Source organism: Mycobacterium sp. GA-2829 (assembly GCF_001499965.1).
Lineage (GTDB): Bacteria > Actinomycetota > Actinomycetes > Mycobacteriales > Mycobacteriaceae > Mycobacterium.
The window spans coordinates 85,070-109,326 of record NZ_LQIT01000007.1 but is presented as its reverse complement, the minus strand read 5'-3'; the positions used below and the strand labels follow the sequence as shown (position 1 = coordinate 109,326).

The window sequence follows — 24,257 nt, the reverse complement described above, 5'->3', positions numbered from 1 at the left end:
GGGCCCGATTGCGTTGGCGGGGTTCGCTACTCCGAAGCGGAGGACGAATCGCTCTTGGCGTCGCTGCCGCCCTTGTCGGCGCCGGCCGAGCCGGACTCGGACTTCGAATCGGAATCCTTGGTGGTGGACTCCTTCTTCGAGGTACTGCCGCCGAAGGCCTTCTTCAGCGTGATCTTGGTGTCGCTGACGGCCTTGGCCACACCGTCGTTGAACGCCTTGATGGGGTTCGGGCGCTTGACGGTCTTCTCCGGTGCTTCGGTGACCGGATCGGCGTCGGCGACCGGGACGACCTCGGCACCGGTTTCCGGATCCTCGGCGGCGGGCGTCTCGGCGACCGGAGCCTCGGCCTCGACGGCCGGCGTGGTGGTGGCGGCCTTCTCGGCGGTCGCCTTCTCAGCGGTGGCGGTACCGGTCGCGACGTCCAGCGTCAGCGTGTCGGACGACCCGATCTCGGTCGACGCCACGTCACCCGACTCCAGCGCGGCAGGAGTGGACGCCGCGCGCAGCAGCGCCGGGGTCTGCGGCTTGAGCGCGTTGCCGAGGATGCGGGGCAGGTCGACGGTGAAGTAGTCGACCGGGCCGCCGTCGCCGAAGATGCCCGGCCAGTTCGAACGGGTGGTGAACGGCGGGACGAACCCGTTGACGAACGCGTTGGCCACCGCCAGCGGCAGCGTGGCCAGCCCGGTCAGCGCGGCGGCGGTGTCGCCGTCGTCGTAGGCGGCGCGGACCTCGTCGAGGACGACGGCGCCCTGCAGGACCGCGGTCAGCGCGGGGGCGAGCAGCGCCTTGGTGATGCCGTTGATGCCGCCGCGGGTGAACAGCGCGTCCAGCACGTTGCCCGCGGTCTCGGCGCCGAGGGCGTCGGCGATGTCACCGGGGATGCCCAGCGTCGGGACGAGCGGGACGAACGGCCGCTCGAGGAGCTGGACGAGGAACCAGATGTTGACCTCGCTGAAGGCTTCCACGAACTCGCCGTTGCGCAGATAGTTCAGCGTGTTGTCGATGACCGTCGGCAGGTTTTCGAACGCGGTCTGCAGCGCCGCGGTGGCCGCCGCGTTGCCACTCTCGATGATCGGGGCGTAGGTGTCGAACACCCCCCGGATCGCGGCGAATGTGCCGAGGGGATCCACCACGCCGGAGGCGCCGACCTGGACGAAGTCACCGAGGAGTTCGGGGTAGCCGACGAGGATCTGCTGCAGCGCGGGCAGCGTCACGTTCGACAGGTTGGTCGTCCACAGCTCCAGGTTCTCGACCGTCGCCTCGAAGCTCGCCGCCAGCTGGGTGAACGGGTCGACGACCGCCGACAGCTCGACCGCCCGCACCTGGATGTCGGGGAGGGTCGGCGTCACGGTCACCGGGCTCACGGCCACGGCACCTGCGCCAACGACGGCCACACCGGCGGCCAGGAACTTCTTCGAACGCGACGCCGAGTTCGCGGTTTCGGACATGGTCTCCCAGCCGAAAGCATCGTCGCGTAGTGCTTCTTGCACGGATTCTCCTCAGTGGTTCTGCAAATTTGGTGCCTTTGCGGCGAGGCCAAACGCTAACTGAGGGTTACCTGAGTTTCAATAGGTACGCCTAACTTAACTTAGGCGACCCTTAAGCATCTTATTCGCTGGTGAGGCGCGCGATGTCCAACCTGAGAGGCTGTTCAGAAAGCAAGATCAGCCGTCCGACGCTTGCAAGCGGTAGTTACGCGAGTTAGCTAGACGGTTTTCGAATCCGTCAAATTTGCTGGGAGTACGGCACGTCCATGTCGTAGAGCCGGGCGTGCAGGACCGTGCGATTGCGCAGCGCCGAACGCACCGCGCGGTGCAGTCCGTCCTCCAGATAGATCACGCCCTGCCAGCGCACCGCATGCGGGAACAGGTCGCCATAGAAGGTGGAGTCCTCGGAGAGCAACCGGTCCAGTGCGAGCACCGTCGTCGTCGTGACGATCTCGTCCAATCGGATCTGGCGGGGCGGGATCCGCGACCATTCGCGGTGACTGAGACCGTGTTCCGGGTAAGGCTTCCCGTCGCGGACACCCTTGAAGATCATCGGCGCGCCTTCGGTTGCTCTGCCCCCTCCACGACGGAAGGTTAGCCGAACCTGGGCCGCGGGGTATCCCGGCCACCGTGCGCGATGCGGAACACCGCCGCTGAGCACCGTAAACTGGAGGCCGACTGTGTGCGGTTCTGCGGGGGAAGGTGGGTGAACATCATGGGTAGTGCCGACGAGCGTCGTTTCGAGGTGCTGCGCGCCATCGTCGCCGACTTCGTCGCCACCAAGGAGCCCATCGGCTCCAAGACGCTGGTGGAACGGCACAACCTCGGGGTGTCGAGCGCGACGGTCCGCAACGACATGGCCGTACTCGAGGCCGAGGGCTACATCGCCCAGCCGCACACCAGCTCTGGACGGGTCCCCACCGAGAAGGGTTACCGCGAGTTCGTCGACCGCATCGACAACGTCAAACCGCTCTCGTCGGCGGAGCGCAGCGCGATCCTCAAATTCCTCGAGAGCGGCGTCGACCTCGACGACGTCCTGCGCCGTGCAGTGCGGTTGCTCGCCCAGCTGACGCGTCAGGTCGCGATCGTGCAATACCCGACCCTGTCCACCTCCACCGTGCGCCACCTCGAGGTGGTGGCACTGACACCGGCCCGGCTGCTGCTGGTGGTCATCACCGACAGCGGACGTGTCGACCAGCGCATCGTCGAACTCGGCGACGCGCTCGACGACACCGAACTGGCCACCCTGCGCGATCTGTTGGGTAAGGCCCTCGACGGTAAGCGCCTCTCGGCGGCCTCGGTGGCCGTCTCGGATCTCGCCGCGCACCTCAGCGGCGCCCCGGGGATGTCGCACCGGCTGGCCGATGCGGTCGGCCGGTCGGCCACCGTCCTGGTCGAGACCTTGGTCGAGCACACCGAGGAGCGGCTGCTGCTCGGTGGCACGGCAAACCTGACCCGCAACACCGCCGACTTCGGCGGGTCGCTGCGCTCGGTGCTCGAAGCCCTCGAGGAGCAGGTGGTCGTGTTGCGCCTGCTCGCCGCCCAGCAGGAGGCGGGCAAGGTCACCGTCCGGATCGGGCACGAGACCGAGGCCGAACAGATGGCGGGCACCTCGGTGGTCACCACCGCCTACGGCAGTTCGGGCAAGGTCTACGGCGGCATGGGTGTGGTGGGCCCCACTCGAATGGACTATCCGGGAACCATCGCCAACGTCGCGGCGGTTGCTCTCTACATCGGCGAAGTTCTCGGCAGCCGGTAACACCGGCACGACAAGCCGGGTTCGGCCCGGCACCACAGGCATCGAAAGGTCAAGCGTGGCACGCGATTACTACGGCCTGCTCGGAGTGAGCAAGGGCGCGAGCGATCAGGAGATCAAACGCGCCTACCGCAAGCTCGCCCGCGAGCTGCACCCCGACGTCAACCCCGACGAGGAGGCCCAAGCCCGGTTCAAGGACATCAGCGCCGCCTACGAAGTGCTCTCCGATCCGGAGAAACGGCGCATCGTCGACCTGGGCGGCGACCCGCTGGAAAGCGGCGGCGGCGGAAACGGAGCCGGCTTCTCGGGTGGTTTCGGCGGCCTCGGCGACGTGTTCGAGGCGTTCTTCGGCGGCGGTGGCGGTTCGCGCGGTCCCATCGGCCGGGTCCGTCCCGGGTCGGATTCGCTGCTGCGGATGCGTCTTGACCTCGCCGAGTGCGCGACCGGGGTGACCAAGCAGGTGACCGTCGACACCGCCGTGCTGTGCGATCTGTGCCACGGCAAGGGCACCCACGGCGACTCCACCCCGCAGGCCTGTGACACCTGTGGTGGCCGCGGCGAGATCCAGACCGTGCAGCGCTCGCTGCTCGGTCAGGTCATGACCACCCGCCCGTGCCCGGTGTGCGGCGGCGTCGGCGAGGTGATCCCCGACCCGTGCCACCGCTGCGGCGGTGACGGCCGTGTCCGCGCGCGCCGCGAGATCAGCGTCAAGATCCCGGCCGGGGTCGGCGACGGTATGCGGGTGCGGCTGGCGGCCCAGGGCGAGGTCGGGCCCGGCGGTGGTCCGGCGGGTGACCTCTACGTCGAGGTGCACGAGAAGCCGCACGACGTCTTCGTCCGCGACGGCGACGATCTGCACTGCACGGTGTCGGTGCCGATGGTCGACGCCGCACTGGGCACGACCGTCACCGTCGACGACATCCTCGACGGCACCGTCGAGCTCACGGTCGCGGCGGGCACGCAGCCCGGCGCCGTGACGACCCTGCGCGGGCACGGCATGCCGCACCTGCGCTCCGGGGTGCGTGGTGATCTGCACGCGCACATCGACGTCGTGGTGCCGTCCCGGCTCGACCACACCGACATCGAGCTGCTGCGCAAACTCAAGGACCACCGCAGCCGCGACGTCGCCGAGGTGCGGACCAGCAGCTCGTCCGCCGGGTCGAACTCCGGCGGCCTGTTCAGCCGGCTGCGCGAGACGTTCACCGGCCGCTGAGGCCGCCGCGTGCGCGACCTCTTCTACGTCGACGCGCTGGCCGAGGTCGGTGAGCTCGCTGTCGTCGACGGCGACGCGGGCTTCCACGCGACCAACGTGCGGCGCACCCGGCCCGGTGAACACCTCGACCTCGGCGACGGTGCGGGCACGGTCGCGCACTGCGTCGTCGAAGACGCCGGCAAGGGGCGGCTGACCGCGCGGGTGCTGGAACGCCGCACCGTCGCACCGCCCACGCCGACCGTGACCGTCGTGCAGGCGATCCCCAAGTCCGACCGCGCCGAACTGGCGGTCGAACTGGCGACCGAGGCGGGCGCCGACGCGGTGGTCGCGTGGCAGGCCGCGCGCTGCGTCGCCCGCTGGGACGGGGCGGCCAAGGTGGACAAGGGTCTGCGCCGGTGGCGTGCGGTGGCCCAGGCCGCGGCGCGCCAGTCCCGTCGCGCCCACATCCCGACCGTCGACGGTGTGGTGACGATCGCGCAGCTGGTCGAGCGGGTGACCGCCGAGGTGGCCGCCGGCGCCCGGGTGCTGGTGCTGCACGAATCGGCTTCCGGACCGCTGACCGCGGTCCCGCTCGCCGATGTCGCGGCGCTCACTCTGATCGTCGGACCCGAAGGCGGAATCACCGATGATGAGGTGGAGGCGCTGACCTCGGCCGGGGGAGTCGCGGTGCGGCTCGGGCCCACGGTTTTGCGTACCTCGACCGCGGCGGCCGTCGGCCTCGGCGCCCTAGGGGTGCTGACGCCGCGCTGGCAGTAGGGCTTCATCCACTGGGGCGGTGTCGGCGCCGGCGGTAGACTGGACCAGCGACAACACGACCGGCGGCGCCGGACAAGACAGAAAGCAGGCAGAAAGCAGCACGTGACGTCCCGCGAAACGAACGCTGACTCGTCCGGGCCTCCTGTGGCCTCCGCGACGGGCTCACCCAGCACGGAAGCCCCGGTACGCAGCAGCATTGATGTTCCGCCCGACCTCGTCATGGGCCTGCTCGGCTCCGCCGACGGGAACCTGCGCGAACTCGAGAAGCTGCTCTCCGCCGATCTCCATGTCCGCGGCAACGCGGTGACACTGACCGGTGAACCCGCTGACGTCGCGCTCGGCGAGCGGGTGGTCTCCGAGCTGATCGCGATCGTCGCCGGCGGCCAGTCGCTGAGCCCGGACGCCGTTCGCCGCAGCGTCGCGATGCTCACCGGAACCGATGACGCGTCGCCCGCCGAGGTGCTGACGCTCGACATCCTGTCGCGCCGCGGCAAGACGATCCGGCCCAAGACGCTCAACCAGAAGCACTACGTCGACGCCATCGACGCCCACACCATCGTGTTCGGCATCGGCCCCGCGGGCACCGGCAAGACGTACCTCGCGATGGCCAAGGCCGTCAGCGCCCTGCAGACCAAGCAGGTCAGCCGCATCATCCTGACCCGGCCCGCGGTGGAAGCCGGTGAGCGCCTCGGCTTCCTGCCCGGCACGCTGAGCGAGAAGATCGACCCGTACCTGCGGCCCCTCTACGACGCGCTGCACGACATGATGGACCCGGAACTCATCCCGAAGCTGATGAGTGCAGGCGTGATCGAGGTGGCGCCGCTGGCGTACATGCGCGGCCGTACGATCTCGGACGCGTTCATCATCCTCGACGAGGCGCAGAACACCACCGCCGAGCAGATGAAGATGTTCCTCACCCGGCTGGGCTTCAACTCGAAGATCGTCGTCACCGGTGACATCACCCAGATGGACCTGCCCGGCGGTGCGGAGTCGGGACTGCGCGCGGCGATGCGGATCCTCGACAACATCGACGACATCCACTTCGCCGAACTCACCAGCGCCGACGTGGTTCGCCACCGCCTGGTCGGAGAGATCGTCGACGCCTACGCGCGTTTCGAAGAGCCCGCACAGCTCAACCGGGCGCAGCGGCGGGCGTCCAACGGCCGGCCGCGGCGGTAGGGCGCGATGAGCATCGAGGTCTCCAACGAATCCGGCGTCGACGTCTCCGAGGAGGAGTTGATCAGCGTCGCCCGGTTCGTCATCGAGAAGATGGACGTCAACCCGGCCGCCGAACTGTCGATGGTCCTGCTCGACGAATCGTCGATGGCCGATCTGCACATGCGGTGGATGGACCTGCCCGGTCCGACCGACGTGATGAGCTTCCCGATGGACGAACTCGAACCCGGGGGCCGGCCCGACGCACCCGATCCGGGTCCGTCGATGCTCGGCGACATCGTGCTGTGCCCGGAGTTCGCCGCGAAACAGGCCGAGAAAGCCGGACATTCACTCGGCCACGAACTGGCCCTGCTGACCGTGCACGGTGTCCTGCACCTGCTCGGCTACGACCACGCCGAACCCGACGAGGAGAAAGAGATGTTCGGGTTGCAGCGTGAACTGCTCGAGGGCTGGGTGGCCGATCAGGTGGAGGCCTACCACCTCGACAAGCAGACCGAACGCGACCGCCGACTGCTCGACAAGTCGCGGTACTTCGACGAATGAGCGGACTGCCCCAACTCATCGGTGTGATCGCGCTCGTCGCGTTCGGCGGAGTCTTCGCGGCTATCGACGCGGCGCTGAGCACGGTCTCGATGGCCCGCGTCGAGGAACTCGTCCGCGACGAACGACCCGGCGCCGTGCGGCTGCAGCGGGTGATGAACGAGCGTCCCCGGTACATCAACCTGATCGTGCTGCTGCGGATCGCCTGCGAGGTGACCGCGACGGTGCTGCTCGCCGCCTACCTCGACGGCCACCTCGGGGTGAGCTGGGGGCTGACCGCGGCCGCGGCGATCATGGTGGTCGCCAGCTTCGTCGCGGTCGGCGTCGGCCCGCGCACCGTCGGGCGGCAGAACGCCTATCCCATCGCGCTGTACACCGCCCTTCCGCTGCAGGCGATCTCGGTGCTGCTGACCCCGATCAGCCGGCTGCTGGTCTTGATCGGCAACGCGCTGACGCCGGGTCGCGGATTCCGCAACGGCCCCTTCGCCTCCGAGATCGAACTGCGCGAGGTCGTCGACCTGGCCCAGCAGCGCGGTGTGGTGGCCGAAGAGGAACGCCGGATGATCGAGTCGGTCTTCGAACTCGGCGACACCGCCGCCCGCGAGGTGATGGTGCCGCGCACCGAGATGGTGTGGATCGAGAGTGACAAGACCGCCGGGCAGGCCACGTCATTGGCGGTGCGCAGCGGGCACTCGCGTATCCCCGTCATCGGTGAGAACGTCGACGACGTCGTCGGCGTCGTGTACCTCAAAGACCTTGTCCAGCAGACGTACTACTCGGTCAACGGCGGGCGCGACACCACCGTCGTGCAGGTGATGCGCGAGCCGGTGTTCGTCCCGGACTCCAAACCGCTCGACGAACTGCTGCGCGAGATGCAGCGCGACCGCTACCACATGGCGCTGCTGGTCGACGAGTACGGGGCGATCGCCGGGTTGGTCACCATCGAGGACGTCCTCGAGGAGATCGTCGGTGAGATCGCCGACGAGTACGACACCGACGAGGTCGCCCCCGTGGAGGACCTCGGCAACCGCGAGTACCGGGTGTCGGCGCGGCTGCCGATCGAGGATCTCAGCGAGCTCTACGACATCGAATTCGACGAGGACCTCGACGTCGACACCGTCGGCGGGCTGGTCGCATTCGAACTCGGCCGCGTCCCGCTGCCCGGCGCCGAGGTCACCTGGGACAAGCTGCGGCTGCGGGCCGAGGGCGGCCCCGACCACCGCGGCCGGGTCCGCATCGGCACGGTCCTGGTCAGCCCCACCGAACCCGAGCCCGACGACGCCGACGACTCCGAGGAGCGCCGTGACTGAACTCGACCCCGAGGACGCCAAACTCGTCGTCCTGGCCCGCGGTGCGATGGCGCGCGCCGAAGCGGCCAGTGGCGCCGCGGTCCGCGACCTCGACGGCCGCACCTACGCCGGCGCGCCCGTCGCGCTGAGTGCCCTGCCGCTGACCGCACTGCAGGCCGCCGTGGCCGCGGCGGTCTCCAGCGGCGCCGAGGGGTTGGAGGCCGCGGTCCTGGTCGGCGGTTCGGCCGACGACGCGGGGGTGGCCGCGGTGCGTGAGCTGTCCGCCCAAGCTGCGGTTTTCGTCACCGACCGCTCCGGGAACGTGGTGTCGTGACCGAATTCCGCTCCGGCTTCGTGTGTTTCGTCGGTCGGCCGAACACGGGTAAGTCCACCTTGACCAACGCGCTCGTCGGCGCGAAGGTGGCCATCACCTCGAACCGGCCGCAGACCACCCGGCACACCATCCGCGGCATCGTGCACCGCGAGGACTTTCAGATCATCCTCGTCGACACCCCGGGCCTGCACCGGCCGCGGACCCTGCTCGGTCAGCGGCTCAACGACCTGGTGAAGACCACGTACTCCGAGGTCGACGTGATCGGGCTGTGCATCCCCGCCGACGAGGCGATCGGGCCGGGGGACCGGTGGATCCTCGAGCAGATCCGCGCGGTCGCGCCCCGCACGACGCTGGTCGCGATCGTGACCAAGACCGACAAGGTGGCCCGCGACCGGGTGGCCGCCCAGTTGATCGCGGTGAGTGAACTGGTCGGGCCCGAGGCCGAGATCGTGCCCGTGTCGGCGACCGCAGGTGAACAACTCGACGTACTGGCCGAGGTGTTGGCGAGCAAGCTGCCGCCGGGGCCGGCGTTCTACCCCGACGGCGAGCTGACCGACGAGCCCGAAGAGACGCTGATGGCCGAACTCATCCGCGAGGCCGCCCTCGAGGGGGTGCGCGACGAACTGCCACATTCGCTGGCGGTGGTCATCGACGAGGTGGAACCCCGCGAGGACCGAGACGACCTCATCGACGTGCACGCGATCCTCTACGTCGAACGCGACAGCCAGAAAGGCATCGTGATCGGCAAGGGCGGGACCCGATTGCGGGAGGTCGGTACCGCCGCCCGCACGCAGATCGAGAAGCTCCTCGGGACGAAGGTCTATCTCGACCTGCGTGTCAAGATCGCCAAGAACTGGCAGCGCGACCCCAAACAGCTTGGCAGGCTTGGGTTTTAGACCGTCAGCACGGGAACTGCCCGATGACGGGGAACGGCTGACCGCACAACGGGTTCTGCGCCGGCGGCGCGGCCGGCGCCTGCGCAGGCTGATTGGTCACCTTGCGGGACGCGGCCGCCGCGTTGTCGGCCTTGGTGGCGGTCCGAATGTCGGGTGTCACGCACACGACGTCGCCGTCGAAGGCCTCCCGCCACACGAAGCCCTGTTTGCAGCTGTTGGATCCGTAGGCGCCGTTGGGATCCCGGTTGGCGACGGCCTGGGCGTTCTGCGCGCGGGTGGCGTCGCGCACGGCGGGGGTGACGCAGACGTTGTCGCCGGGTGCAGCCTCGCGCCAGACGTATCCGCTGATACAGGTGTCGGGTCCGTAGGGTTGGGCGCCGATCGCCGGCGCCAACGCGAACGCTGCGATCGCGGCGGCCGAGATGGGCAGTGCTGTCCGTGCCAAGGTTGTCCGGTACATCGGTGGTCCTCTCAGGTGTCGAGACGAAACTCAGTGCGGACCAGACGCTAGAGACAGCCGGCGCGACGTACTGACGTAGTGGACTACCTCATTCTGGGGCGTCGTGGATCTGCGGGTGAGGTAACGCTATGGCCGCGGCCCGGACGACAAATCGGGTGTTTCCCTATGGGGGACCCTCAGGAGGGGTAGGTCCACCACGGGCGGGGTTGACGCCGCACCCAGCCGCTGACGGCCTCGAGTTCGGCGGCCAGCGAGATGAGCAGCGGCTCACTGCCTTCCGGGCCCATGAGTTGCACGCCGATGGGCAGCCCGTCGGAGGTGAATCCGGCGGGCACGTTGACCGAGGGCCAGCCCAGCAGATTCCACGGCCACGTCACCGGGCAGGCCTTGATCATCGCCCGATCCGTGGACAGTCCGCCGCGGTCGTCGAAGTCGTGCACCGGCGGTGCGGGTTGTGCGGTGGTCGGGGCCAGCACCACATCGGCGATGTTGAAGATCAACCCGATCCGGCGTTGCGCCGCCGCCTCACGGGCCCGCGCGGTGCGCAGCACATGTTCGGACAACAACCGGCCCATGCGCAGATTCGCCTTGGTGCGCTTGTCGAATTCGACGCCGTAACCGAGCCGTTCGGACCAGTCGAGCAGGCCGGAGGTGGAGCGCGACAGGAAGTTCCAGCTCATCCCGACGCTGTAGTCGGGTTCGGCGGGCCGCACGCGGTGGCCGAGATCCCGCAGCAGATCGGCGACGGTGTTCAGCGCGGTGCGGATCTCGGGGTGCAGGGTGGCGCGGAAACCGTTGAACGGAAACGACGTCGACAATCCGATCCGCAACGGGCCGGGCGCCTGCGCGACGTGGTCGGATACCCGGACCGGTGCCGGGCGGTGCAGATCGCCGGGCGCGTTGCCCGACGCAGCGTCGAGGACGAGGGCGGCGTCCGCGACCGTGCGCGCCAGCACCCCGTTGACGGTGATGCCGTTGAACGCCTCGGGTAGCGGCCAGGTGGAGATCCGTCCGCGCTGCGGTTTGATACCGACCAGATGGCACCAGGCGGCCGGGATCCGGACGCTGCCCGCCCCGTCGGAACCGATTGCGGCAGTGACCAATCCGGCCGCCACGGCCGCGGCGCTGCCGCCCGAGGATCCACCCGGGGTGTGTTCCCGCGACCACGGGTTGCGGGTGTGGCCGAACGCGGGCCCGCTGGTGAACGGCCACTGGCCGAGTTCGCAGGTGTTGGTCTTGCCCACGATCACCGCACCGGCCGCGCGCAGTCGGCGGACCACCTCGGCGTCGGCGGTGGCGGGCCGCACCGCACCCTTGGTGCCGAACCGGGTCGGCACGCCCGCGACGTCGACGTCGTCCTTCACCGCGATCGGGATTCCGAGCAGTGGGCGCTGCACTCCGGCGGCGCGTAGGCGGTCGGCCTCGGCGGCGTCGGCCAGCGCCTGTTCGGTGAGCACCACCCGAAACGCGTTGAGTGAGGGCTGGCTCGCGGTGATCGCGTCGAGCGAGCGGCGGGCCAGCTCGCCAGCGGTGACCGCACCGCTGGCGAGCTGATACAGCTGATCGGTCAGGGTGGGGAAGGCGGTGCGCGGCGGGCGGGAGGACGACGAGTCGAGCATCGGCACCGAGCCTAATCGGCGCGCTTAACGCCGCTGTCGTAGTGCGGTGAGAGACTGATGAGATGCGGCTGTACCGAGACCGCGCCGTCGTGCTGCGCCAACACAAGCTGGGGGAGGCCGACCGCATCGTCACCCTGCTGACCCGCGACCACGGGCTGGTCCGCGCGGTCGCCAAGGGGGTGCGCCGTACCCGCAGCAAGTTCGGCGCCCGGCTGGAACCGTTCGCCCATATCGACGTCCAGCTGCACCCCGGCCGCAACCTCGACATCGTCACCCAGGTGCAGGCGATCGACGCGTTCGCTGCCGACATCGTCAGCGACTACGGCCGCTACACATCGGCCTGCGCGGTGCTCGAGACCGCCGAACGGCTCGCCGGTGAGGAACGCGCCCCGATGCCCGCGCTGCACCGGCTGACCGTCGGCGCGCTGCGCGCGGTCGCCGACGGCAGCAGGCCGCGTGAACTGGTGCTCGACGCGTACCTGTTGCGGGCCATGGGGATCGCGGGCTGGGCCCCGGCGCTGACCGAATGCGCCCGCTGCGCCACCCCCGGCCCGCACCGGGCGTTCCACGTCGCGGCGGGTGGCAGCGTATGCGTGCACTGCAGGCCGTCGGGGTCGGTGACCCCGCCGCAGGCGGTGCTGGACCTGATGTCGGCGCTGCACGACGGTGACTGGCAGGCCGCCGAGGCGTCGACGCCGTCGCACCGCAGCCAGGCCAGCGGTCTGGTGGCGGCGCATCTGCAGTGGCACCTGGAGCGACAGCTGCGCACATTGCCGCTGGTCGAGCGCGTCTACCGAATTGATCACGCGGTCGCCGACCACCGGATTTCGGTGTTGCGGCAGGATGTGCACCGTGGTGACGAACCGGGTGACCAGCTCGCGGCGGGCAGCTGAGCGCAAGAAGTCACAATTCCCGCAGCTCGAGCCACCCGCCGACGACTATCCGACCTTTCCCGACAAGTCGACGTGGCCGGTGGTGTTCCCCGAGCTGCCGCCCAACACCAACGGCAGATTCGCGCGCCCGCCCCAGCACACGAGCAAGGCGGCCGCGCCGAAGATCCCGGCCGACCAGGTACCCCAGCACGTCGCGGTGGTGATGGACGGCAACGGCCGGTGGGCCACCCAGCGCGGACTCGGCCGGACCGAGGGGCACAAGATGGGCGAGGCCGTGCTCATCGACATCACCTGCGGCGCCATCGAGATCGGGATCAAACACCTGACCGTGTACGCGTTCTCCACCGAGAACTGGAAGCGCAGCACCGAAGAGGTGCGCTTCCTGATGGGGTTCAACCGCGAGGTGGTCCGCCGCCGCCGCGAGAACCTCAACGACATGGGGGTGCGGATGCGTTGGGTCGGCTCCCGCCCGCGGATGTGGCGCAGCGTGAGCAAGGAGTTCGACATCGCCGAGGAGATGACCGTCGACAACGACGTCATCACCATCAACTACTGCGTGAACTACGGCGGACGCACCGAGATCGTCGAGGCGGCGCGCCAACTCGCGCAGGAGGCCGTCGACGGCAAGGTCAACCCCTCGCGCATCACCGAGGCGGCGTTCGCCAAACACCTGCACCGGCCCGACATCCCGGATGTGGACCTGTTCATCCGCACGTCGGGGGAGCAGCGGGCGAGCAACTTCCTGCTCTGGCAGTCCGCCTACGCCGAGTACGTGTTCCAGGACAAGTTGTGGCCGGACTACGACCGGCGCGATCTGTGGGCGGCGTGCGAGGAGTACGTCAGCCGCAACCGTCGCTTCGGCAGAGCCGAATGATGTGCCTGAGCGGGCGCGCCTGATGGAGTTGCAGCCCCGGTTGGCCGCGGTCCTCGACGGATTCGTCGATGCGCTCACCGCCGAACCCGACGGTGCGCTGACCGTGCGTCACGACGGCACGATCGCCTCGCTGCGGGTGGTCACGATCGCCGAGGACCTCGACCTGGTGTCGCTGACCCAGATCCTGGCCTGGGATCTGCCGCTGGACGCCAAACTGCGCACCGCGGTCGCCGACCACGCGCACGGGACGCTGCTGGGCACGGTGTCGCTGGCGGCCAAGCACGGCGACAAGGAGATCGCCGCGGGCGCCAAGCGCAATTCGAAGAAGGCCGCCGATGTACTGCTGCGCTACAACTTCCCGGCCGCGGGTCTGACCGACGAGGCGCTGCGCACGCTGTTGCTGCTGGTGCTCACCGCCGGCGCGGACATCCGGCGGGCCCTGACCGGATAGGGTCGCGGCCATGCGCATCGTGCTGGTCGTCGTGGGTGTGGTGGTCGCGCTCTTCGGGTTGCTGTTCGCCCTCCAGGGGTTCGGGGCGGTCGCGGGCAGCCCGATGACCGGCACCACCACATGGTCGATCCTCGGGCCGATCATCGCGATCGTCGGCATCGGTATCGCGGTCCTGGGGTGGCGCAGCGGCCGCCGTTGACGGCTCACGTCTCGGCGCAGCCCCCGCACACGCCGAAGATCTCGATCGTGTGGCTGACCTCGGAGAATCCGTGCTCGCGCGCCACGCGGGCAGCCCAGTCCTCGACGTCGCCGCCTTGGATCTCCACGGTCGAACCACACGACCGGCACACCAGGTGATGGTGGTGGTCGGCCGAGCAGCGGCGGTACACCGATTCACCGGTGTCGGTGCGCAGCACGTCGACCAGCCCGGACTCCGCCATCGACTGCAGGGTGCGGTACACCGTCGTCAGACCGATGCCCTCGCCACGCTGTCGCAGCGCATCGTGCAGCTCCTGGGCCGACCGGAACTCGTCGAGCCCGTCGAGCAGGTCGGCGATCGCCGCGCGCTGGCGGGTGGCGCGAACCGGGGCCGGGCTCACGAGGCGTCCTCGCCGGCGTGCGCGACGGCGTCGGTGACGATGTGGCCGAGGTGGGCGTCGACCAGCCGGTAGAGCACTTCGCGGCCGGACCGTTCGCTGGCCACCACGCCCGCCTGTTTGAGGATGCGCAGGTGTTGGCTGACCAGCGGCTGCGGCACGCTCAGCGCATCGACGAGTTCGTGCACGCAGCGCGGGGACTGCTGCAGGTGCAGCACGATCGCGATCCGCACCGGCGCGGCCAGCGCCCGCAGCAGCTCACCGGCCGAGTCGAGCACCTCGCGGGAGGGCAGGGCGGGCAGCGGTGCTGCGCCGTGCTCGTGGCCGGCGTCGGACTCCACCGTGCTGGAAACGATTTTCATTATGGCTGCCACCATACATGCATCGATTCGCATGTCAACGGGAGCGTCAGCCGTCCTTGAGTGCCGCCGTCACGAGGGCGTTGATCGCGAAACGTTTGACCTCGCGCATCTCGGAGTCGTCGAGCTGCAGGACGTCCTTGCCGACGACCACGGCCTCCGGCCCGATGATCAGCGCGAGCGCGTGGGTCAACCTGTCGAGCGCGGCGGGGGTGAACCGCTCCCGCGCGGGGTCGACCGCGGCCTCGATCATCGGGACGCGCCGGTTCTGACGGCGCGGCGCGGTGCCGTCGTCGTCCTGGCGCGCACCCTGTTCGATGGCGTGGGCGAGCATCATCCGCAATGCGGTCTCGTTCTCGAGGATGAACTCGTGGAGCGCGCCGTCGACCCGTTCGAGTCGGGTGACGGGGTCGGTGGAGTCCACGTCGGCGAGGGTGTGGTCGGGTTCCGGCATCGCGACGTCGAGTGCGGCCTCGCGCATCAACGCCTCCACCGTCGGGAAGTAGCGGTACGCGGTGGCGCGGGAGACCAGCGCCTCCTGCGCGACGTCCTCGATCGTCGGGATACGGCCCTGTTTCATCAGCCGCGCCGCGGCCTGCAGCAGATCCTTGCGGGTGCGCCTGCGCTGGTTGGGCCTGCCGGCCGCCTCGGTCGCCGTCACGGGGCGGCCGTCGCCGGCTCGCGCTCGTCCTGCGGCAGTTGGGCCAGGATCGCGGCGAGGTCGACCCAGACGTTCTCGCGGCGAATCCGCCCGTCGGAGGCGAATTCGAGCACGTGCAGCAAGCGGAACTGCAGCGGCCGGTTGCGGCCCTCGACGCCGAACGGCCGCCCGGGGGCGCGGCCGCTCCAGAGCGATTCGTCGACCATGAAGTCCTCGCCGTAGAGCCTGCGGATCGTCCGCACGCTGCTCTCGGCGAGGTCCTCGAACAGGCCCTCGTAGAAGGCGCGGGCATTGTCGGGTCCCAGCGTCGGACCCGTCGGGGCGCCGACGATGTCGTGCTCGACATCGGGGGTCAGCGTCGCGAGGACGCCGTCGACGTCGTCGGCGGCCTCGTAACCGAAGTGCTCGTCGAGCATGCGGTCCATCTGTTCGCGGGTGAGTGCCATGACAACCTCCGATCCGATACGCTCAATTCATAATGAGATTTTCGTCTCACGTCAAGGGTTGAGTCTCAATAGCCTGGTGATGGGGTGGCGGAGGAGGGTCGGCGCGCCCACTACGCTGTCAGACCGTGGCTCCATCTTCTTCGATCATCGACACCGTTGCGAACCTGGCGAAACGCCGTGGCCTGGTCTACCAGTCCGGCGAGATCTACGGCGGTACACGGTCGGCGTGGGATTACGGACCGCTCGGGGTGGAGCTCAAAGAGAACATCAAGCGGCAGTGGTGGAAGTCCGTGGTGACCGGCCGCGACGACGTCGTGGGCCTGGACTCCGCGATCATCCTGCCGCGGCAGGTATGGGTGGCCTCCGGTCACGTCGACGTGTTCAACGATCCGCTCGTCGAGTGCATGAACTGCCACAAACGCCATCGGCAGGACCACCTGCAGGAGGCGTATGCGGAGAAGAAGGGGATCGATGATCCCGATTCCGTGGCGATGAGCGAGATCACCTGCCCGGACTGCGGCACCAAGGGTCAGTGGACCGAGCCGCGCGACTTCAACATGATGCTCAAGACCTACCTCGGCCCGATCGAGTCCGAGGAGGGTCTGCACTACCTGCGCCCGGAGACCGCGCAGGGCATCTTCGTCAACTTCGCCAACGTGGTCACCACCGCGCGCAAGAAGCCGCCGTTCGGCATCGGCCAGATCGGCAAGAGTTTCCGCAACGAGATCACCCCCGGCAACTTCATCTTCCGCACCCGCGAGTTCGAGCAGATGGAGATGGAGTTCTTCGTCGAACCGTCGACGGCCAAGGAATGGCACCAGTACTGGATCGACACCCGGCTGCAGTGGTACGTCGACCTCGGCATCGACCGCGACAACCTGCGGCTCTACGAGCATCCGAAAGAGAAGCTCTCGCACTACTCGGATCGCACGGTCGACATCGAGTACAAGTTCGGTTTCGCGGGCAATCCGTGGGGTGAGCTCGAGGGCGTCGCCAACCGCACCGACTTCGACCTGTCCACGCACGCCAAGCATTCGGGCACCGATCTGTCGTTCTACGACCAGGCCGCCGACACCCGGTACACGCCGTACGTCATCGAACCGGCAGCCGGGCTGACCCGTTCGCTGATGGCGTTCCTCGTCGACGCGTACACCGAGGACGAGGCGCCCAACGCCAAGGGTGGCGTCGACAAGCGCACCGTGCTGCGACTCGACCCGCGGCTCGCGCCGGTCAAGGCCGCGGTGCTGCCGCTGTCGCGCCACGCCGACCTGTCGCCCAAGGCCCGCGACCTCGCGGCCGAACTACGCAGGAACTGGAACGTCGAGTTCGACGACGCCGGGGCGATCGGACGGCGCTACCGCCGCCAGGACGAGATCGGCACGCCGTACTGCATCACGGTCGACTTCGATTCGCTCGAAGACCACGCCGTGACGATCCGCGAGCGCGACACCATGACCCAGGACCGCATCGCGCTCTCGGAGGTGTCGGACTACCTGGCGGTGCGGCTGAAGGGCTGCTAGAACGCCCTGCGCGAGCAGACACAAAATCGCCCTTTTCCGCGCGGAAAAGGGCGATTTTGTGTCTGCTCGCGTGGATTCAGAAGCGGCCGCCGCCGCCGAACATCCCGCCGCCTCCGCCCCCGGAGCCGCCGAAGGAGCCGGGACCGAATCCGCCGCCGCCGAATCCGCCGCCGAAGCCGCCGCGCATCCCGCCGCTGAGGATGTTGCCGATGAGGATGCCGCCGATCATCGCGCCCATGTTGCCGCCCCCGCCGCCGCCGTAGCGGCCCATGTAGGCCTGCTGCGCGTACTGCACATCGGAGTTGGCCAACTGCTGGGCCTGCGCGGCGAGCATGGCGGCGCCGTTGGCGTGCGCGATCGCCTCGGACGGGTTGGTCTCGCGTTTGGCGTCCGCGGCGCTGATCTGCCGGACCGCCTCGGCCAGCCGGGTCCGCGCCTCAGGACCGATGCTGCCGCGGCGGGTGTCGATGAAGTCCGACACCGACCGCACCCGTGAGCGCGCGACGAACAGCGCCTCGTCCAGAGCGCGGGTCAGCCGTTCGGCCGCCTCGCGTTCCTGCTCGACCGTCGCCAGCAGCCGGTCGAGGTCGGCGTCGGCCTTGGTCAGCTGGGTGAACGCGCCGAGCGGATCGGTCGAACCGGACCGCTGGGCGACCGCGACGGCCGCCGATGCGGCGTCCCGCGCGGCGGTGAGTTCCGCCTGCTGCGGGACCTTGCCGCTCGACAGCAGGTCCCCGGACTGCCGGATACCCGACTTGATGTCCTCGATCACCGCAGGCAACCGCGACGCCGCGCGCCGGATGTCCCCGGCGGCGCTGTCGACCGCGTCGAGCAGCGAACCGGCCTGGCTCAGCGCGGATTCCGCCGCACGCACCGCGTCGACCAACTCGCTCTGCGCGCCCGCCACCGGCCGCGCCGCGAGTTCCCGCGCGCGGGTGATGTTCTGGTCGGCGAAGGTCAGCAGCTCCGCGGCGGCGTCGACGTTGCCCGCCACCGAGGCCAGCGCCGCGGCGTCGAATTCGGTGTGCAGGGCGGCCAGTTTCTGCCGCGACGGTTCGATGCGGGCGGTGATGTCGACGACCCGCTGGGTCAGGCCGTCGAGCCGCGACGGGGCGTTGATGACGAGCTCCCTCAGCTGCTCGAAGGCCTCGGTCTGCGCATCGAGTTCGCGGTCGGCCTGCGCCGCGGAGACGATCACCCGGGTCAACAGTTCGCGGCGTTGCGCGGGGGTTTCGGGGATGGCGTCGTCGAGTTGGTGGCGCACCGAGAATGCCTGCGCCAGTGTGGCCTTGGCGTTGTCCACCGCGCGGGTGAACGGTGCGGTGCGCTCCTGGCCGAACTCCTCGACCGCGAGCGCGAGTTCGTTGCTGCTGGTCCGCACCGCGTTGTCGACCTCGACGACGATGGACCGCGACAGCTCGTCGAGGGCGTGCAGCGGGACCGCCGCCAACGCGTCGGGATCGCTGGGGTCGACGTTGCGGGCCCGTTCGATCTCCGCGGCGCGGCGCTTGCGGCTGCGTCGTTGTGCCCACACCCACAGCACCGCCACCGCCAGCGCGATCACCCCGAGCGCGAACAGCATTCCGCCCCAGGGGATGCGGGCCGGTGCCGCGGCGCTGTTCAATCCGTCGGCGGCCGCCACCGCGCCGCCGGCCCAGTCACCGGCACGCAGTGCGGGCTCGACCTGATTGCGCCGCACCTCGTCGACCTTCTCGGCGGTCAGGTCCGGCACCGTCTGGGGCACCTGCAGCGCGTAGGCCCGGTCGACGGTGGCCACCGCCAGCAGCGCGTCGTAGTCGCCGAGATCACTGATCTGCATGGTGCTGCGCGCCCAGCCGACCGCGCCCTGGCCGGAGAAGTCGTCGACGAACACCACCCACAGCCGGACCTTGCGGTCGTTGTAGAGCCGGTCGACGGCCTGCTGCACCTCACCGCGCTGGGCCGGGGACAGCGCCCCGGCCTGGTCGGTGACGTAGCCGGGCAGCCGGAACGGCGTCTGGGCCGCGGCGCCCGGCGCGAGGAGTACGGCCGTCGTCAGGACGGTGGCCAGGAGGGCGAGCAGTCGCGTGATGCGCATGACGCAAATCTAGTGCCGCGCGGCCCCGACCTCGCCGAGACCGACGCACCGTGCTGGCAGACTGTGCCTCGGTGAACCCACGACTGCAGGACGACTACGACGAGTTCGACCGCCAACGCCTGGTGGCCGAACCGGCGAAGAGTGCCGTCCTGCCCGGCACCGACTCCGAACACCGCAGCGACTTCGCGCGAGACCGGGCCCGCGTCCTGCACTGTGCCGCGCTGCGCCGGCTGGCCGACAAGACGCAGGTGGTCGGCCCCCGCGAAGGCGACACCCCGCGCACCCGGCTCACCCATTCGCTCGAGGTGGCCCAGATCGGGCGCGGTATGGCCGTCGGACTCGGCTGCGATCCCGACCTCGTCGACCTCGCGGGGCTGGCCCACGACATCGGCCACCCGCCCTACGGGCACAACGGCGAGCGGGCGCTCAACGACATCGCCAAGGCGTTCGGCGGCTTCGAGGGCAATGCGCAGAACTTCCGCATCCTCACCCGGCTCGAACCGAAAGTGCTTGACGCAGAAGGCCGTAGCGCGGGACTGAACCTGACCAGGGCGGCGCTGGACGCGGTGACAAAGTATCCGTGGCAGCGCGGTGACCGGGTGAAGTTCGGGTTCTACGGAGGTTTTTCCAGCGACGATATGGCCGCTGCCCGCTGGGTGCGCGACGGCGCCCCGGCCGAGCGGCCGTGCCTGGAGGCACAGGTCATGGACTGGGCCGACGACGTCGCCTACTCCGTCCACGACGTCGAGGACGGCGTCGTCTCCGGCCGTATCGACCTGCGGGTGCTCGCCGACGACGACGCGGCGAGTTCGTTGGCGCGGCTGGGCGCCGCGGCTTTTCCGTCGCTGCCGACCGACGATCTGCGGGCCGCGGCCCAACGACTCTCGGAGATGCCGGTGGTGGCCGGGGTCGGCAAGTACGACGGGACGCTGGCGGCGTCGGTGGCGCTCAAGCGGATGACCAGCGAGCTGGTCGGCCGGTTCGCCAACGCCGCGATCACCGAGACCAGGGCGGTCGCCGGGGACGGCCCGCTGCGGCGGTTCCACACCGAGCTGGCCGTGCCGACACTGGTGCGCGCCGAGGTCGCGGTGCTCAAGATGCTGGCGCTGCAATTCATCATGAGCGACCACGGCCACCTCGGGATCCAGGCCGATCAGCGCACCCGCATCCACGAGGTCGCGCTGATCCTGTGGGGGCAGGCCCCGAGCAGCCTCGATCCGCTGTTCGCGCCGGAATTCGTCGCCGCCGAGGACGACGGTGCGCGGCTGCGTGTGGTGGTCGACCAGATCGCGTCCTACACCGAGGGACGGTTGGAACGCGTGCACGAGGCACGGTCGCCCAGACCTCTAGACTGACCCGGTGGCCGGGCGGATTCCAGATCGCGACATCGCAGCGATCCGTGACCGCGTCCGCATCGAGGACGTCGTCGGCGATTACGTGCAGCTGCGCCGCGCGGGCGCGGACTCCCTCAAGGGCCTGTGCCCGTTCCACGACGAGAAGTCACCGTCGTTCCATGTGCGGCCAAACCACGGCCACTTCCACTGCTTCGGCTGCGGTGAGGGCGGCGATGTCTACGCCTTCGTGCAGAAGATCGAGCACGTCAGCTTCGTCGAATCCGTCGAACTGCTCGCCGACCGCATCGGTTACACCGTCACCTACACCGGGGCGTCGACCACCAACGTCCAGCGCGACCGCGGCAGCCGCAGCCGGCTGCTCGCCGCCAACGCCGCCGCGCAGGAGTTCTACGCCGAGGCGCTGAAATCCGAGGAGGCCGCACCGGCGCGGCAGTACCTCATCGAGCGCAACTTCGACGCGGCCGCAGCCGCGCGCTTCGGCTGCGGCTTCGCCCCGTCGGGGTGGGACAAGCTCACGAAACATCTGTTGCGCAAGGGTTTCGAGTTCAAGGAGCTCGAGGCCGCGGGACTGTCGCGGGAAGGTAAGCGCGGCCCGATGGACCGCTTCCACCGCAGGCTGCTGTGGCCGATCCGGGCGGCCGGGGGAGAGGTGATCGGGTTCGGCGCCCGGCGGATCTTCGACGACGATCCGATGGAGGCCAAGTACGTCAACACCCCCGAGACCGTGCTGTACAAGAAGTCCGCGGTGCTGTTCGGGCTGGATCTGGCCAAACGCGACATCGCCAAAGCGCACCGCGCCGTCGTCGTCGAGGGCTACACCGACGTGATGGCGATGCACCTGGCAGGAGAGACCACCGCCGTGGCGTCCTGCGGCACGGCGTTCGGCGACGGGCACCTCGCGCTGCTGCGCCGGTTGATGATGGACGACAACTGGTACCGCGGTGAGCTGATCTTCGTGTTCGACGGTGACGCCGCCGGTCAGGCCGCCGCGCTCAAGGCGTTCGACGGCGATCAACAGGTGGCGGGTAAATCGTTCGTGGCGATCGCCTCCGACGGGATGGATCCGTGCGACCTGCGGCTGAAATCCGGGGACAACGCGCTGCGCGATCTGGTCGCCCGGCGCATCCCGATGTTCGAGTTCGCCGTCCGCAGCCTGATCCCCTCCGGCGACGTCCTCGACAACGATCCGTCGGCGCAGGTGGAGGCGTTGCGCCGATGCGTACCGCTGGTGTCGCGGATCCGCGACCACGCGCTGCGCGACGTGTACGCCCGCCGGTTGGCCGGTTGGACCGGGTGGGCCGATGAGGCGCAGGTGCTCAGCCGGGTGCGCGAGGAAGCGTCCAAACGCGGGGCGCCCGAACGCGGGCGCAGGCGCAACGGCACCGAACCGGCCGCGCCGCAGCGCCGCACCGCCGAACCCGCCGCCCGGCCGGATCCGAAGGATCCGACGCTGTGGCCGCAGCGGGAGGCGCTCAAATCGGCGCTGCAGTACCCGGCGCTGGCGGGACCGGTCTTCGATGCGCTGACCGTCGAGAGCTTCACCCACCCCGGTTACCGGGCGGTGCGGACCGCGATCGAGGCCGCGGGCGGTGCGGCTGCAGGGCTGTCCGGTGCGCAGTGGATCGAGACGGTGCGCGGGCAGACCGCCAGCCCGCAGGCGGCCAATCTCGTCAACGAGCTCAGCGTCGAGGCCTTTCGCGTCGAGGACGAGGAAAAGCTGCCGCGCTACATCGGCGGTGTGCTGGCCCGGCTGCAGGAAGTCTGGGTGGGCCGCCAGATCGCCGAGGTGAAGTCGAAGCTGCAGCGCATGTCGCCGGTGGAGCAGGGCGACGAATATCACGCGCTGTTCGGTGACCTGGTCGCGATGGAGGCGTACCGGCGCAGCCTGCTGGAACAGGCCAGCGGCGACGACCTCACTGCGTGAGTCGCTGTAACGCGATATGGTGAGCGCGCTATACACCCGTTGGGGGAACGGCGAGGGAAGGCAGCTCCTGTGGCAACCATGAAACAGATCCGGCGTTCGGTCGCGATCGGCGCATTCGCCGCCGCCGCTGTCGCGGCGCCCCTGGCCGCCGCGCTGACGTCCGCACCCGAGCAGGCCACCCAGGCCGGCCCGGCGTGCCTGGCATGGTTCGGCAACAAGGAAGACGGCCACTGCCTGGGCTACTCCAACGGCAACGGCGTCGGCGTCGGGACTCCGTCGGTGAGCTTCAACGGCAACGGGATCAGCACCGGTCCGCTGCTGCCGGGCACCACCATCAGCCGCGGTATCGGCGGCAACTAGCGCGCTTCGCGCCTCACTTCTCGGTCTGCGCCTCGGGGTGCAGCACCGTCGTCTTCTCATCGATCGGCGTCAGCGTGGTCAGCTGCGGATCGGGGGACACCCGCTCGGCGATCTTGCGTCGTGACGTCTCGATGACGGCCTTCGCGGCCGGGCTGCTGGTCACCGCACGGTAGGTGCCGGCGATCTGTTCGTAGCGGCGGCGGCCTGCCTTGGTGCCCAACACGTACCCGACGGCCATCACGGCGACGTACCCGATCACGAAGGCCCTTCCACTAGACGGTGCGTGGCTCCCATCCTGCCTCATGACGGGCGGTTCGCGCCGTGCCGGGGAGCGCGTTGGCGGCGGCGTGGGTCCATAGGCTAGAGTCACTCCTCGGTTCGCGCGGAAAGCTCACGCGGACACCGCAGTCCCCTGTAGCTCAATTGGCAGAGCATTCGGCTGTTAACCGAAGGGTTGCTGGTTCGAGTCCAGCCGGGGGAGCTCTTTCGAAACGCGTCGCCGGTTCCGGCGTTCGCGAGGTGGGTATCCGCACGTATCCACTTCGCTCCGTCGAAAGGCTCTTCTCATGGCTCGTGAAAAAGGCAGCCGGTGGGATGTCGGAACCAAGGACAACGCGATCACCCTCGAGCGGTTCGATGACGAGGACGGACGCGTGTCCGAGGACGTCCTGCAGGTCGAGGAAGCCCGCGAACTCGCCGCGTTGTTGACCAAGCACGCGGACAAGCTCGAATCCTCTGAGAAGGACGACTCCGAGGACGATTCGGGCGGCTCCGACGATGATTCCTGAGTCACGGCCCCCGAACGCTCACCGCGGCGAAGACCGCCGCGTTCACAGCCGCGGCCAGCATCGCGACGCTGAGGTCACGGACCCGGATGTGCGCGGCCACTGCGAGGACGAACAATCCCGTCAACGTCCCGGCGCCGAGGCGGGCCACGCCGGGGCACGGGCGCACCGCCAGCAGGGAGGCCGCTGCCGCGGCCTTGAGCGGCCAGACGAGCCGCCGCACGTGCGGCGGTAGTTGCACGGTCTCCCGGGTGCGGGCGATGAAACCCGGCTCGAGTGCCTCCACGACGGCGCTGAGCGCCATGTACACCCCGAGTGCCTGATAGGTCCGCTGAGACCGCATGGCATCACTCAATCATCGACCGGTGCCGCAGCCGCCGTATTCGGTCGCGACATTGTGCGAACGTCAATTCCTCAAACATCGCTCAGT

At 69.3% G+C, this 24,257-nt stretch carries 28 protein-coding genes and 1 tRNA gene; 18 read left to right on the top strand and 11 right to left on the bottom strand.

Features of this window, described 5'->3' with window-relative positions; all coding sequences use genetic code 11:
* Positions 1-26: 26 nt before the first annotated feature.
* Both AU194_RS06070 and AU194_RS06065 read right to left on the bottom strand, forming a co-directional pair.
* Positions 27-1,490, bottom strand: a complete 1,464-nt coding sequence (locus AU194_RS06070) for a hypothetical protein (RefSeq protein ID WP_059088329.1) — start codon at positions 1,488-1,490, stop codon at positions 27-29.
* A 235-nt stretch (positions 1,491-1,725) separates the two neighbouring features.
* Positions 1,726-2,040 carry a type II toxin-antitoxin system VapB family antitoxin gene (locus AU194_RS06065; RefSeq protein WP_059088328.1) on the bottom strand — a complete coding sequence of 105 codons (315 nt, stop codon included), beginning with the start codon at positions 2,038-2,040 and terminating at the stop codon, positions 1,726-1,728.
* Between the two features lie 162 nt (positions 2,041-2,202).
* Between AU194_RS06065 and hrcA the strand changes: the two genes are divergently transcribed.
* From hrcA to era, 8 genes are all read left to right on the top strand, one after another.
* Positions 2,203-3,246, top strand: coding sequence for a heat-inducible transcriptional repressor HrcA (gene hrcA, locus AU194_RS06060; RefSeq protein ID WP_059088356.1), 1,044 nt, complete (start codon positions 2,203-2,205; stop codon positions 3,244-3,246).
* Between the two features lie 55 nt (positions 3,247-3,301).
* A complete protein-coding gene (gene dnaJ, locus AU194_RS06055) occupies positions 3,302-4,456 on the top strand; it encodes a molecular chaperone DnaJ (RefSeq protein ID WP_059088327.1) in 1,155 nt (384 codons plus the stop codon).
* A 9-nt stretch (positions 4,457-4,465) separates the two neighbouring features.
* Positions 4,466-5,212 carry a 16S rRNA (uracil(1498)-N(3))-methyltransferase gene (locus AU194_RS06050; protein WP_059088326.1) on the top strand — a complete coding sequence of 249 codons (747 nt, stop codon included), beginning with the start codon at positions 4,466-4,468 and terminating at the stop codon, positions 5,210-5,212.
* A 102-nt stretch (positions 5,213-5,314) separates the two neighbouring features.
* Positions 5,315-6,391 carry a PhoH family protein gene (locus tag AU194_RS06045; RefSeq protein WP_059088325.1) on the top strand — a complete coding sequence of 359 codons (1,077 nt, stop codon included), beginning with the start codon at positions 5,315-5,317 and terminating at the stop codon, positions 6,389-6,391.
* Positions 6,392-6,397: 6 nt separating this feature from the next.
* Positions 6,398-6,931, top strand: a complete 534-nt coding sequence (ybeY, locus tag AU194_RS06040; protein ID WP_059088324.1) for an rRNA maturation RNase YbeY — start codon at positions 6,398-6,400, stop codon at positions 6,929-6,931.
* On the top strand, positions 6,928-8,238 hold the full coding sequence (locus tag AU194_RS06035; protein WP_059088323.1) for a hemolysin family protein: 1,311 nt from the start codon (positions 6,928-6,930) through the stop codon (positions 8,236-8,238). The genes ybeY and AU194_RS06035 overlap by 4 nt, the downstream gene beginning before the upstream one ends.
* A gap of 46 nt (positions 8,239-8,284) precedes the next feature.
* Positions 8,285-8,551, top strand: a complete 267-nt coding sequence (locus tag AU194_RS06030) for a cytidine deaminase (RefSeq protein WP_231743186.1) — start codon at positions 8,285-8,287, stop codon at positions 8,549-8,551.
* The gene (gene era / locus AU194_RS06025) at positions 8,548-9,447 is read left to right on the top strand and encodes a GTPase Era (RefSeq protein WP_059088321.1); all 900 of its coding nucleotides are present in this window, start codon (positions 8,548-8,550) and stop codon (positions 9,445-9,447) included. The genes AU194_RS06030 and era overlap by 4 nt, the downstream gene beginning before the upstream one ends.
* Positions 9,448-9,451: 4 nt before the next feature.
* On the opposite strand, the gene AU194_RS06020 is transcribed toward era, so the two are convergent.
* Positions 9,452-9,907 (bottom strand): hypothetical protein, encoded by a 456-nt coding sequence (locus AU194_RS06020; protein WP_197417527.1) that lies wholly within the window; start codon positions 9,905-9,907, stop codon positions 9,452-9,454.
* Positions 9,908-10,083: 176 nt separating this feature from the next.
* Positions 10,084-11,526, bottom strand: coding sequence for an amidase (locus AU194_RS06015; protein WP_059088320.1), 1,443 nt, complete (start codon positions 11,524-11,526; stop codon positions 10,084-10,086).
* 62 nt (positions 11,527-11,588) lie between these two features.
* Between AU194_RS06015 and recO the strand changes: the two genes are divergently transcribed.
* From recO to AU194_RS05995, 4 genes are read left to right on the top strand one after another with little or no spacing between them, the layout of a single operon-like run.
* Positions 11,589-12,419, top strand: coding sequence for a DNA repair protein RecO (recO, locus tag AU194_RS06010; RefSeq protein WP_059088319.1), 831 nt, complete (start codon positions 11,589-11,591; stop codon positions 12,417-12,419).
* The gene (locus tag AU194_RS06005; protein ID WP_157575920.1) at positions 12,394-13,293 is read left to right on the top strand and encodes a decaprenyl diphosphate synthase; all 900 of its coding nucleotides are present in this window, start codon (positions 12,394-12,396) and stop codon (positions 13,291-13,293) included. The genes recO and AU194_RS06005 overlap by 26 nt, the downstream gene beginning before the upstream one ends.
* A gap of 22 nt (positions 13,294-13,315) precedes the next feature.
* The gene (locus AU194_RS06000; RefSeq protein WP_059088317.1) at positions 13,316-13,744 is read left to right on the top strand and encodes a hypothetical protein; all 429 of its coding nucleotides are present in this window, start codon (positions 13,316-13,318) and stop codon (positions 13,742-13,744) included.
* Positions 13,745-13,754: 10 nt separating this feature from the next.
* Entirely contained in the window at positions 13,755-13,943 is a 189-nt protein-coding gene (locus AU194_RS05995) for a hypothetical protein (protein WP_059088316.1), read from the top strand.
* A 4-nt stretch (positions 13,944-13,947) separates the two neighbouring features.
* On the opposite strand, the gene AU194_RS05990 is transcribed toward AU194_RS05995, so the two are convergent.
* The 4 genes from AU194_RS05990 to AU194_RS05975 are packed head-to-tail and all read right to left on the bottom strand — an operon-like array spanning position 13,948 to position 15,806.
* Entirely contained in the window at positions 13,948-14,343 is a 396-nt protein-coding gene (locus AU194_RS05990; RefSeq protein ID WP_059088315.1) for a Fur family transcriptional regulator, read from the bottom strand.
* On the bottom strand, positions 14,340-14,702 hold the full coding sequence (locus AU194_RS05985) for a helix-turn-helix transcriptional regulator (protein ID WP_059088314.1): 363 nt from the start codon (positions 14,700-14,702) through the stop codon (positions 14,340-14,342). Before AU194_RS05985 ends, AU194_RS05990 begins: the two co-directional genes overlap by 4 nt.
* A 46-nt stretch (positions 14,703-14,748) precedes the next feature.
* Complete coding sequence (locus AU194_RS05980; protein ID WP_059088313.1) at positions 14,749-15,360, bottom strand: TetR/AcrR family transcriptional regulator; 612 nt, start codon at positions 15,358-15,360, stop codon at positions 14,749-14,751.
* Complete coding sequence (locus tag AU194_RS05975) at positions 15,357-15,806, bottom strand: ester cyclase (RefSeq protein ID WP_059088312.1); 450 nt, start codon at positions 15,804-15,806, stop codon at positions 15,357-15,359. The genes AU194_RS05980 and AU194_RS05975 overlap by 4 nt, the downstream gene beginning before the upstream one ends.
* A gap of 125 nt (positions 15,807-15,931) precedes the next feature.
* On the opposite strand from AU194_RS05975, the gene AU194_RS05970 reads away from it, so the two are divergent.
* A complete protein-coding gene (locus AU194_RS05970; RefSeq protein ID WP_059088311.1) occupies positions 15,932-17,326 on the top strand; it encodes a glycine--tRNA ligase in 1,395 nt (464 codons plus the stop codon).
* Positions 17,327-17,402: 76 nt separating this feature from the next.
* On the opposite strand, the gene AU194_RS05965 is transcribed toward AU194_RS05970, so the two are convergent.
* A complete protein-coding gene (locus AU194_RS05965) occupies positions 17,403-19,403 on the bottom strand; it encodes a TPM domain-containing protein (protein ID WP_059088310.1) in 2,001 nt (666 codons plus the stop codon).
* 71 nt (positions 19,404-19,474) lie between these two features.
* Here AU194_RS05965 and AU194_RS05960 point away from each other — a divergent pair, with 71 nt between their 5' ends.
* The 3 genes from AU194_RS05960 to AU194_RS05950 all read left to right on the top strand — a co-directional run bounded on the left by AU194_RS05960 (position 19,475) and on the right by AU194_RS05950 (position 23,042).
* Positions 19,475-20,758, top strand: coding sequence for a deoxyguanosinetriphosphate triphosphohydrolase (locus AU194_RS05960; RefSeq protein ID WP_059088309.1), 1,284 nt, complete (start codon positions 19,475-19,477; stop codon positions 20,756-20,758).
* Positions 20,759-20,762: 4 nt separating this feature from the next.
* Complete coding sequence (gene dnaG, locus AU194_RS05955) at positions 20,763-22,682, top strand: DNA primase (protein ID WP_059088308.1); 1,920 nt, start codon at positions 20,763-20,765, stop codon at positions 22,680-22,682.
* A gap of 69 nt (positions 22,683-22,751) precedes the next feature.
* Complete coding sequence (locus tag AU194_RS05950; protein ID WP_059088307.1) at positions 22,752-23,042, top strand: hypothetical protein; 291 nt, start codon at positions 22,752-22,754, stop codon at positions 23,040-23,042.
* Between the two features lie 13 nt (positions 23,043-23,055).
* On the opposite strand, the gene AU194_RS05945 is transcribed toward AU194_RS05950, so the two are convergent.
* Complete coding sequence (locus AU194_RS05945) at positions 23,056-23,301, bottom strand: hypothetical protein (protein ID WP_059088306.1); 246 nt, start codon at positions 23,299-23,301, stop codon at positions 23,056-23,058.
* Between the two features lie 149 nt (positions 23,302-23,450).
* Between AU194_RS05945 and AU194_RS05940 the strand changes: the two genes are divergently transcribed.
* Together AU194_RS05940 and AU194_RS05935 are read left to right on the top strand one after the other, a co-directional pair.
* Positions 23,451-23,523, top strand: a tRNA-Asn gene (locus AU194_RS05940).
* An 85-nt stretch (positions 23,524-23,608) separates the two neighbouring features.
* Positions 23,609-23,830 (top strand): hypothetical protein, encoded by a 222-nt coding sequence (locus AU194_RS05935; protein ID WP_231743182.1) that lies wholly within the window; start codon positions 23,609-23,611, stop codon positions 23,828-23,830.
* Position 23,831: 1 nt separating this feature from the next.
* Here AU194_RS05935 and AU194_RS05930 read toward each other — a convergent pair whose 3' ends face one another.
* On the bottom strand, positions 23,832-24,170 hold the full coding sequence (locus tag AU194_RS05930) for a DoxX family protein (protein WP_059088305.1): 339 nt from the start codon (positions 24,168-24,170) through the stop codon (positions 23,832-23,834).
* Between the last annotated feature and the right edge of the window lie 87 nt (positions 24,171-24,257).